At 63.0% G+C, this 10,900-nt stretch carries 8 protein-coding genes; 4 read left to right on the top strand and 4 right to left on the bottom strand.

Going from position 1 to position 10,900, the window contains the following annotated elements:
* Positions 1-3,991, bottom strand: a 3,991-nt coding sequence (locus ACODSZ_RS22845) for a two-partner secretion domain-containing protein (RefSeq protein ID WP_488928603.1), incomplete at its 3' end; no start/stop codon positions are given.
* A 200-nt stretch (positions 3,992-4,191) separates the two neighbouring features.
* Here ACODSZ_RS22845 and ACODSZ_RS22840 point away from each other — a divergent pair.
* Positions 4,192-5,898, top strand: coding sequence for a ShlB/FhaC/HecB family hemolysin secretion/activation protein (locus ACODSZ_RS22840; RefSeq protein WP_488928602.1), 1,707 nt, complete (start codon positions 4,192-4,194; stop codon positions 5,896-5,898).
* 39 nt (positions 5,899-5,937) lie between these two features.
* Here the strand turns inward: ACODSZ_RS22840 and ACODSZ_RS22835 are convergent, their stop codons facing one another.
* Positions 5,938-6,093: a hypothetical protein gene (locus tag ACODSZ_RS22835; protein WP_008333632.1), complete on the bottom strand. Its 156-nt coding sequence runs from the start codon at positions 6,091-6,093 to the stop codon at positions 5,938-5,940.
* A gap of 303 nt (positions 6,094-6,396) precedes the next feature.
* On the opposite strand from ACODSZ_RS22835, the gene ACODSZ_RS22830 reads away from it, so the two are divergent.
* Positions 6,397-7,371 (top strand): NAD(P)H-dependent flavin oxidoreductase, encoded by a 975-nt coding sequence (locus tag ACODSZ_RS22830; protein ID WP_488928601.1) that lies wholly within the window; start codon positions 6,397-6,399, stop codon positions 7,369-7,371.
* 385 nt (positions 7,372-7,756) lie between these two features.
* Positions 7,757-8,026 (top strand): hypothetical protein, encoded by a 270-nt coding sequence (locus tag ACODSZ_RS22825; protein WP_008333636.1) that lies wholly within the window; start codon positions 7,757-7,759, stop codon positions 8,024-8,026.
* Between the two features lie 52 nt (positions 8,027-8,078).
* On the opposite strand, the gene ACODSZ_RS22820 is transcribed toward ACODSZ_RS22825, so the two are convergent.
* Complete coding sequence (locus ACODSZ_RS22820; RefSeq protein ID WP_488928600.1) at positions 8,079-8,774, bottom strand: alpha/beta fold hydrolase; 696 nt, start codon at positions 8,772-8,774, stop codon at positions 8,079-8,081.
* 48 nt (positions 8,775-8,822) lie between these two features.
* Positions 8,823-9,983 (bottom strand): MFS transporter, encoded by a 1,161-nt coding sequence (locus ACODSZ_RS22815; protein ID WP_175345135.1) that lies wholly within the window; start codon positions 9,981-9,983, stop codon positions 8,823-8,825.
* A 267-nt stretch (positions 9,984-10,250) separates the two neighbouring features.
* Here ACODSZ_RS22815 and ACODSZ_RS22810 point away from each other — a divergent pair, with 267 nt between their 5' ends.
* Positions 10,251-10,850, top strand: coding sequence for an HD-GYP domain-containing protein (locus ACODSZ_RS22810; RefSeq protein WP_034351495.1), 600 nt, complete (start codon positions 10,251-10,253; stop codon positions 10,848-10,850).
* The last annotated feature ends 50 nt before the right edge of the window (positions 10,851-10,900 follow it).

Genomic DNA, 10,900 nt, shown 5'->3' with positions numbered 1-10,900 from the left:
TGCGGGTGACGATAGTCCGCTGGATCTGCTCGGTGCCGTCGTAGATGATCCATTGGTCACGCAAGCGACCTCGAAAATCAGCACGGAAGGCTTGAAGCGCATTGTCAAGTTCGACATAGGCATTCACATAAGCGGCGCGCGCATCCTTCCAGGCATGCCAAGCCAGCCAGATCTGATACTCGTGCTGCAAGTAGTCGGGGACGTGAGCAGCATCAGGGAATGTCTTGAAAATCGGCTTCGTCGGCTCCGGAGTCAGGCGCGTCGTTGGTCTGGCGACACCGAAAAGATCCCAGACAGGATCTTCCGGTGTATAGAAAAACCTTTCGGGCACGGCTGGAACCAGCCGGTCTTCGTCGCGGAACTCCGCCACGGGCCTCTGGTAAGCCGCGCTCTCGTATTGGGAGTCGGCACCGAATTTCTCGAAGGGATATCTCGTGGAGGGCAAGAGCAGACGGAAATTGTCCTCATCGCCCATGGCACGCCAGTTCTCGGGAGCGATGATCTGGCCGCTGTCCTTGTGGATGATAAGGGCGTCAGCTCCTGAGAAGAAATCCGACGATCCCTCCAGCCGGTAGTTGATGATCCGGCGTCCCGGCTTGCTCTCGTCGGCGATCTCGAAATGCGCGTTACGATTGTTGATCGCATCGGCCGCAATGGTGAGTACACCATCCGCATTGACGGTCGCACTGGTATTGTTGACCTCGCGCGCACGTCCGCTCGCACGATGGTCGCTGCCGATGGCGCCGCCAATGGACATGTCCTCGGCTGAATACAGCAGCGCCTTCTCGCTGTTGTGGAGCACCCCGGTCCCGATATCCAGACGCTCACGCGCGGCGATGACCGGGGCCCGCAGCACGCCATCGATGGTTTCCGAAGCGTTGTGCAGCACCTCCGCAGCGAGCGCAATGCGGTCACCGTAAATGCGTCCGCTACCGAGGTTATAGAGCGTACCGGCCTGGATGCGCGTAGTGACGCCATCGATCAGGCCCCGGTTGATGAAGTCCTGCCCCGCACCGGCAGACAGCGATACATCGCCGCCCAGGATGGACGCGCCCGCATGATTCTGGAGTCCCCTGGCCGTCACGCGCAACGCTACCCCTGCGGCCAGCGTGCCGTAGTTGCTGAAGCGGCCGCCAGTGCGCAGATCGAGATTGCCAGCGGCTGCGGTTTCGCCGCGCTGCTCCAGGTCGGCGGCCACATCGATACGCAGATCCTTGTGACTCAACAGCAAGCCCTTGCCGATCAGGGAGTCGGACGTGAGGCTCAGGTCATCACCTGCAAGGATGCGTCCGCCCTCGTTGTCGATCACCAGCTTGCGGATGCTGGCCGGGTCACTGATCGACAGCGCGCCTTGCGAAGACAGGAGCCCGCCGCGATTGTCCACGCTGTCGCGGGCGGCGATCTGCAATGACTGGCCGGTGCGGATGGCCCCCTTGTCGTTGTGGAGCGCGCCCGTGGTGAGGCTCACGCTGCGGGCCTCGATGCCCTGGTCCTTGCCTTGGGTATCGTCGTTGCGCAGGCTCTGGCTCTGCAGGGTTACGTTTTCATCGGAACGGATCAGGCCACGGCGGTTATCAATGTCACCTGCTGACACCTCCACTCGCATCGCGCCCTTCGATTGCAGCTGCCCGCCCTCATTGTTGACTTCACCGGTGGAGAGCGTCAGCTTGCCCCGGGCAGCGATACTGCCGGCACGATTGTCGAGCTCTGCGCTCTCTGCTTTCAGGTCTTGCCGCGCAAAAAGCACGCCGCGCTGATTGTTGAAACGCCGGTTGCGCGCATCAATCACCACCTCGCCGCCGCCAAGCGTGCCGTCGCTGTTGTCGATGCCGGTCGCCGTGAGCTCCAGCCGTGTGGCGGCGAGGATCTTGCCGTGGTTGCTGGTTCTTCCGTCTGTCGCCAGCACCAGAGAACTCTCGGCCGAACGGAGCCTGCCGCGGTTTTCCAGCGTGGCCGCATTAACGGTAAGCGTATCGTTGGCGCCGATCTCTCCGGTGTTGCTCAGGCCCTGTTGCAGCGAGAGCTTCATGCTGCCCTCGGCGGTGAATGTTCCGCTGTTGTTGAGGACCGTCGCCTTCAATGAGACGGATTGCTTGGCCTCAACAGTGCCGCTGTTGGTGATGCTCTCTCGGGTCTGTACGTCGACACTCTTGGCAAGGGAGTAGAGCGCGCCGCCATTGGCCAGGGAGGCCGCCCGGAAATCCACCGTGCCGTCCGCACCGATCTTGCCGCTGTTGAGCGCAGCGGCGCCGACGCGCATGAACAAGCTACCGTGCGAGAACAGCTTGCCGCTGTTGTCCAGTGCATCGGCATGGATCTGAAGGGTGCTGCCGGCACCCACGTTCTTTTCGTTGGTGAATTTTCCGGTCACTTTCAGGGCGAGCGATTGGACTGCACTGAGCGTGCCACGATTGTCGAGGCTGGCGGCCTTGAAGTCGGCATCCCCCCTGCTGCCCATGGTTCCGGCATTGGTGAGGGCAGCGCTTGCGCTGGCGTTGAGTGCGGCTTCCCCGATGAAGCGCCCCTGGTTTTCAATCGCTGCCGCCTCGGCATTGAGTGCCCGTTTCGCTTCGATGCTGCCGCTGTTGAAGAGCCGTCCTGCTACCTGCAACTGCACAGATTCCTGTGCGGAATAAATATCTCCCCGATTGGTCAGCGTCGTGGCGCGTAGCTCAAGCTGGGCATTGCTGCCGATCTTGCCGCTGTTGTCCAGCATGTTGCGGATACGCAGTGCGAGCGCACCCGGTGTCACCACACTGCCAGCATTCTCCATCGCTGCCGCAGCCAGCGTGATGCCTGCATCACCGACCATGCTTCCTGCATTGCGCAGCGTGCCGCCAATTTGCACGCTGGTACCGCTGACACTGCCGATGCGACCGCTGGCGGCATTCTCCAGCGCGGCGGCGTTGATCCGCAATGTGCTATCCGATCCGATTACGCCACTGTTGGTCACCGCGCCTGCAGCGGCAATGCGGGTATCGCCATGCGCAGCAAGGGTGCCGGTGTTTTCCAGGCGGCCAGCTGCCGTCACGACCAGCTGTCCTTCGGTGGCCGTGAGCGTGCCACCGTTGTGCACGCCCACGCCGTGTTCGGTGGCGGTCAGGTAGATGTGGCCGGCATACATGCCGCCGAGCGCTGCCACATCGATCGCACGCACCGGTGCACCATCGCTGGCGCTCTGGCCCGGCGTGACCTGCGCGTGATCGGCACTGACCGTATTGAGCCCGGTGGTGAGCCGGATCTGCCTGGCCCGCAGCGCCGCATGCACGCGCACTGCGCGGGCGATGACGTCGGCATACGCGGTGTCATTGGCTTGCAGGCCAAGCCCCTCAAAGCTGATCACGCCGCTGTTGACGCGGTAGCTTTCCAGGTTGCCCTGCCGGATGACGGGCGTGCCGGTGGTCATGGTTGCGCGCTGGGCGTTGATGAAACCGCAGCCGGCGCAGGTGATGCCGGCAGGGTTGGCGATGATCACCTGCGCCTGGTTGCCAGCCACCTCGATGAAGCCACGCAGGTAGCTGGGGTGCGACGAGTTGACCTGGTTGACGATGACCTGCGCGCCACCGCCGGGCATCCACGGATTGCCGGCGATGTAGCCGCCCAGTTCGGTCTTGCTGGAGCCACCCGCGTTGTTGAGGATGACTCCCCGACCATCCACATCAAATTGCCGGTAGCTGTTGACCGAAAGCCCCCTGGCATTGGGCTGCCGGATGTTCACCACGGGCACGCCATTGGCGGCCTTGAGCACCATCGCTTGCTCTTCGCGCGGTGCGTTGCGGTCTATCAGGATCTGCGCATGTGCCACGCTTTGCCACGTCAGTGCGAGGGCCAAGACCAGGGTGCAAAACTTCCACGATGCCGGCGCCACCATACCGGCTCCCCCACGTGCCGTCGGCAACTTCTGGCCGCTGGTGGCCGAGGCGGTTTCCGCGACCGCCATCAGCATCCCGCGATGACGATTGAAGACCAACTGGTAGCGCTGACGGTTCATGGATCGCCCCTTTTTGCGAGATCGACCCGGGCCGGATGCCTTATCGATTCGAGGCGAAGTCTATTTTTTTGCGAGGGATTAAAAAATCAGAAAAGTCTGATTTATGTGAAGACGATAAAGAGAGAAATTGCGATCTCCCCAATTTTTGAGTGATCGCGACACGCGTGCCTGGTGTTGTTTTGCTCGCCGACCATTTCCTTATGAATCGAAGCCTTCTGCTGTGTGCGCTGTCGCTCGGTGCACTCTCCCTCCCGCTGTACAGCGCAGCACAATCTCCCGGCATTCAACAAGAACAATTGCAGCGCGAGCGAGAACGCGTCTTGCGTGAGACCCTGGAACAAGCGCCCGATGTACTCACGCTGGGCTTGCCCCCTCCCGCCTCCACGTCGATGGACTACCCTGAGGACGAACAGCCCTGCAGCCGCATCGACACGATCATCATGGAAGGAGATTCTGCAGAGCGCTTCCGGCCCGCTCTGGGCACGGTGATGAAAGCGGCCGGGGATGGTGGTGCCATGGGCCGCTGCCTGGGCAGTCAGGGTCTGCAACTGCTGCTGGCTCGCGTGCAGGCCGACATCATCGCGCGCGGCTACACCACCACGCGCGTGCTGGCACAGCCGCAGGATCTCTCGACTGGCAGAGTGGTACTGACCGTGATACCTGGCAGGCTGCGCAAGGTGCGCATGGCCGAGGGTGCCGATGAGCGGGGCAACACGTTTTCGGCACTGCCCTTGTCGGCGGGAGAGGTGCTCGACTTGCGGGCCATCGAGCAAGGGTTGGAAAACCTCAAGCGCGTCCCCACGGCCGAGGCCGACATCGAGATCACGCCCTCGGAAGAAGCCGATGCGCAAACCGGCGAGAGCGATCTGGTGGTGCAATACCGGCAGGCTTTTCCGTTCCGCTTCTCGACCTCGCTGGACGACGGCGGTGCGCGCACCACTGGCCGCTATCAGCTTGGTGTGACGGTAGCGTATGACAACTGGTGGACGCTCAATGATCTCTTTTACGCCAGTCTCACGCGTAGCCTGGGGCGCTACGGAGACCGCGGCAGTCGCAGCCATACGCTGCATTACTCCCTGCCCGTCGGTTACTGGCTGCTCTCGGCAACCCACTCGGGCAGCCGCTATCACCAGACGGTGGCCGGTGCCTTCGAAGCAGTGCTCTACAGCGGGCAGGCCGAGACCAGCGAACTGAAACTGTCGCGGCTGGTACAGCGCAGTGCCTCCAGCAAGAGTCATCTCTCAGCCAGACTCATACTGCGCAAGTCCGTCAACTTCGTTGACCAGATTGTCCTGAGCCCGCAACAGCGCAGGATGACGGCCTGGGAGTGGAGCGCGAGTCACCGGCAGTTCATCGGGTCGGCCGTGGCCGACATCAACCTGAGCTATCGGCGCGCGCTGGACCGCCAGGGCAAGCCGCCCGAGGATGAACTGGAACTGCCGCAGATCACCACGCGCTACGGTCTCTGGCAGGCCGAAGCAGCGCTCAACGCGCCCCTGGCGATCGGGTCGGCGCGGCTACGTTACGGTGCGACGGCGCGCGCCCAATGGAACCGGGGCAGGCTGCCCGCCCAGGATCAGTTCGCCATCGGTGGCCGCTACACGGTGCGCGGCTTCGATGGCGACCTGAGCCTGCAGGCCGAACGAGGCTGGCTGCTGCGCAATGAGTTGTCCTGGGGAATGGGAGAAAGCGGGCAGGAAGTCTACGCCGGTCTTGATACCGGCGCGGTAGCAGGACCGTTGACGCAATATCTGACCGGACGCCGGCTCAGCGGCGCGGTCATCGGCTGGCGTGGCAGCATCGACAGGCTAGGCTGCGAGCTCTTCCTTGCTACGCCTCTGTCCAAGCCGAACGGATTTCCCACCGGTACGCTGACCGGCGGGTTCAACCTGCAATGGTCTTACTGAGCGAAGAAAAAGCGCAGAAGGAAGGCGCAAGCGCCCTCCTCATTGCTGGCGATAACGCCGCAAACCGCGCACCGGCAGCTTGTCGGACTCGATCAGGGCCTTTTTCAGTGCACGCTTGTGCAGCACCGCGCCCCCAATCAGTGCGACGGCGGCCAGAACGATGATGAGAACATTGACGAGATCAAAGTGTTGCATGATTCCCCCTACGGCAAATGACGACAGATGGAACTCGGGCTGGGCCCTTCCGGCTGAGCCGGTCCGCAAGGCGCTCCCGGTAGCGCCCGCTTGGCCTTTTTTAATCCAGGCTTGTGGAAAACATAGCACAGGGTGAAGGGAAGACAGTAAATCATATAAATAATTTCCTGAATATTTCACCTTGGCGCAACAAAAAGCACGACCGTTATATTTTGTCCCTTTTTGTCCTATAATCGCCGGACAAAAGCGGCATGGGGCCAAGCCCTGTTGCCTTGAGATAACGACAACCACCGAGAGACGACCATGCCACCAGCCCCGGCTTACCCCAAAGCATTGCAAGATCTGCGCCTGCCCATCATCTGCTCGCCCATGTTCATCGCCAGCGGCCCGGCCCTGGTGGCAGCCCAGTGCAAGGCCGGGCTGGTCGGATCGTTTCCTGCCCTCAACGCCCGCCCGGCCGAGTTGCTCGATACCTGGCTGACCCAGCTGCAGGAGGAGCTGGCCCAGTGGCAGTCCGAACACCCGCAACGCAAGGTCGGACCGATCGCGGTCAACCAGATCGTGCACCAGTCCAATGACCGCCTGGCCCAGGATGTGGCCACCTGCGTCAAGCACCAGGTCCCCATCATCATCTCCAGCCTGCGCGCGCCGCCCAGGGAAATGCTGGACGCCGTGCACAGCTATGGCGGCATCGTGCTGCATGACGTGATCTCGCTGCGCCATGCCGAGAAGGCGCTGGAGGCCGGGGTGGATGGCCTGATCCTGGTGGCCGCCGGGGCCGGTGGCCACGCCGGTACGCTCTCGCCGTTCGCGCTGGTGGGCGAGGTGCGCAAGATGTTCAAGGGTCCGCTGGCCCTGTCGGGTTCGATTGCCACGGGTGACGCCGTGCTGGCGGCGCAGGCCATGGGTGCCGACTTCGCCTACATGGGCTCGCGCTGGCTGGCCACGCGCGAATCCAATGTCGACGAGGCCTACCGCCAGGCCATCGTGGAGTCCAACGCCGCTGACGTGGTCTACACCAACCTCTTCACTGGCGTACATGGCAACTACCTGAAGAAGTCCATCGTCAATGCCGGCCTCGATCCGGACAACCTGCCCGAGGCCGACAAGACCAAGATGAACTTCGGCTCCGGCGGCGGCAGCAAGGCCAAGGCCTGGCGCGACATCTGGGGCGCCGGCCAGGGTGTGGGGCTGATGGAAGACGTACCCACGGTGGCCGAGATGGTGGATAGGCTGGAACAGGAATATCGCGCAGCCCGTGCGCGACTGTCGCTGTGAGGCGACGCTTTCATTGAAACGGATGAGCTTCGCACCGTCATGAGCGGTGTGAAAAACTAAGTAAAAGGCGGACCGCTAACCGGGTCCGCCTTTGTTTTTATGGGCCGCCATTCGCCAGCACTGGGGAACGCGCCCAGTGCTGGCGCGTCCAAAGGGGCAGCGGCTCTTCTTGTACCACGCTTGATGCGTCGGCCTGTACGAATTGTCTGTCGGACAAATTCTTATTTTTCATCTCACTTTGTAACGCGCGGCACTTCTCTGGCCAGCTCCGGTCGTACTTGTTCGCTTCGTGCAGACGCAAGGCGCCGCATGCTGTGGCCACCCTCACACGGCATCGCTTTGCGGCAAAAGAAGAGTCAACCATTCAATTGCGAGGACCACCATCATGACCAGCTTCCTGAGAACCAGAAAAGATCGTCATCCCCGACATGACAAGCCGCGCCTGCCGCATGAGCACGACCAGAATGCGGACCGCCAGGATGCGGCCAACAGCGGCCATGCGGTCGAGCGCCCCGAAATTCGTCAAGCCTACGATGACATCCGCAAAGGCCAGGTCGATACCGATCTGCGCGGCACTGGCGGCCTCGATGAAATGAACAAGCGGCCCGGCAGCCGCTCGGCCGAAGCCCCCCGCAAGGAGCTCGACAAGGACTGAGGCTGCACCGAAGCCCTGCCGCGCCGGCCCCGGACTGGTCGACGCGCAGGCTTCAGAGGCCCGATTGCACGATCCAGTCCGAGATGATCCTGAACAATTCCTGCGGCTTTTCCATCGGCGTCATGTGACCGCAGTCGCCGATGATCTCCAGGCGCGATTGCGGTATCTGGCGCGCCATCTCTTCCGATTCTTCCACACTGCGCAGCTTGTCTTCGTCACTGCCGACGATGAGTACCGGGCATTGCAGCCGTTGCAGGTCCTCGGCGTTGCTGTCGCGCAGGGTCTGCAACTGCCGCAGGAATACCTCCTTGCCATTGGCCAGGGCCATGGCCTGCAAGCGATCCAGCAAGGCGCGGTCGGTGCTGCGCGCCGGGTGCAGCGATGAGGCCAGCGCGCGCGAAGTCAGCCCCTTGAAGGGGGTACGTTGCGCCAGCTCGATCTGGGCCAGCGTGCCCGCCGATTCACGCTCGGTCTGCGGGCGCGATGACGTATTGAGCAAACCCAGGCCCAGCACACGCTCGGGTGCCTTGAGCGCAATGGCTTGCGCCACGAAGCCCCCCATCGAGAAACCGAACAGCACGAAGCGTTCCGGCGCCTGGCGCAGCACGGCATCGGCCATGGCCTGGATACCGACCTCCTGGCCGAGGTCGCCGAAGCTCAGTGTGCCCAGCTTGGACAGATCGGCCTGCATGTCATCCCACAGATGGGCATTGAGCATGAAGCCCGGCAGCAGGACCAGGTTGCGCATCGTATTTTTTCCTTGCATCAGAGGTTGTAGAAGTGAAGAGCGCGGGCCTTACTGCAGCCACTGCGCGCGCCGGCTGGACCCGGCCATGGCCAGGCAGAGTACGCCCAAGAAGGCCAGCGCAGCCTGCAATCCCCAGCCATGGACGAGGAAACCGAACACGGGCGGGCCGATCAGGCTGCCGCTGTAACCCAGTGTGGCCACCGCCGCCAGGGCGCTGGAACCGTGCCGCCCGGCGGCACTGAAGACGAACGGGAATACCGCGGCCACACCGGTGCCGGCGATGGCAAAGCCCAGAATGGCCAGCGCCATGCCGGGTGCCGCCACGGCCAGGGCGATGCCCAAGCTCGCCACCAGCGTGCCGACCCACACCACGCGGCGCGCGTCATAGCGCGCCTTGAGACGGTCGCCGATCATGCGCATGATGAGCATCATCCCGGCGAACGCCGCATAGGCCAGGGGCGTGGCACCATCGCTGGCACCGATATGGTCCTTCATGTAGATGCCGCTCCAGTCCGCCACCGAGCCCTCGACGATGGCACCGCAAAAAGCGATCACGCCCAGCACCACCAGATGTCCGTGCGGCAGCGCGAAGAGCTTGCGCGCGGGATCATGCTCGGGGCGGTCATCGGGCAGCGCTTCATGGCAGGCGTAGAGCGGATAGAGGAACAGCGCCGCCACCAGCAGGAAGTGCCAGACGGGCGCCACGCCCAGGCCCGCCACGGCACTGGCGGCCAGCGCACCGGAGAAGGTGCCCACGCAGAACCAGCCGTGCAGCATGGACATGATGGGCCGCCCGGCGTCGCGCTCGGCCTGCGCGCCCAGCGCATTGATGGCCACGTCGAAGCAGCTGGAGGCGGCACCATAGATCGTGCAGATCAGCATGAGCGCGGCCACATTCGGTGCCAGTCCCAGCAGCGGCAGCGACACCAGCAGGGCCAGCCCCGCGTAGAGCGTGCTGTGGCGCGCGCCGTAATGGCCGGTGGTCCAGGCCGCCAGCGGGAAGGAGCCGACCGCGCCAATGCCGCCACAGAGCAGAACCAGGGCCAGCGTGACAGCATCGAGCTGCAGGTGGTCCCGGATGGCGGGAATGCGCGCCGCCCAGGTGGCAAACACCACGCCCAGCAGCAGGAAGAACAACGGGATGGCTGACTTGCGCCAGATCAGGGGCAAGGGAGACGGCGGGCGGGAAGTGGACTGCTTGGTTGTCATCGATAAGTCAGGAATGTAAACTGCGCACAATCATTTCTTTCCTGAAATGAGTTTCAGTATTGCAAACCGCTATTATCCGACACCGGGAAAGCGCATGCACATGCGTGGTCGGAGCAGCGGGTCGGGACTGCCCTGCGGGCGGTCCATTCAGAGATCAATGAACCTGCAAAGGTTCGCGGCAGGCGCCCACGCCTGCCGCCCTCCATCGTGCACCACCTCTGAGCGACCATGCGCGCTGACAGCGGCTGCAATCACGCAGGGACAGAAATGCCAGTTTCAGAAGCGAACAAAATCTATCAGGAAGTCATCGATGCACTGATCGCACTGCATCGGCTCACTGACGGCTATACGCCCAATCATGAAGACCAGACCGCCGAACTGGCGGTGATGATCGGGCGTCATCTGGGCCTGCCGGCCGAGCGCATCGACGTGCTGCACATGGCCGCACAGGTGCACGACATCGGCAAGGCCAGGATACCGCTGGCCTTGCTGACCAAACCCGGTCGCATCACGGCCGATGAATATGGCGTGCTCAAGACGCACGTCCAGTTCGGTTATGAAATCCTCAGCAGGATCAGCTTCCCCTTCAACCTGGCAGAGATCGTCTGGTGCCATCACGAGTACCTCGATGGCAGCGGCTATCCGCGCGGCATTGCCGCCGATGCCTTGCCATTGGAGGCGCGCATCCTGACGGTGGCTGACATCGTCGAATCGATGTCGGCCGACCGTCCCTACCGCAAGTCGCTGGGCATGGCCGTGGCACTGGAGGAAATCCAGCGCCAGAGTGGCACCCGCCTGGACCCGGTCGTGGTGGATGCCTGCCTGCACGTGGTGCAGCAACACAACTGGAGGCCGGTCAGCAACTAGGGCCTGTTCACATTAAATCTGCGAGTGCGAGAGGTCGCCAAGCGTTGTCT

The organism is Herbaspirillum sp. FG34 (assembly GCF_057809315.1).
This window is presented reverse-complemented; position numbering and strand designations above follow the sequence as displayed.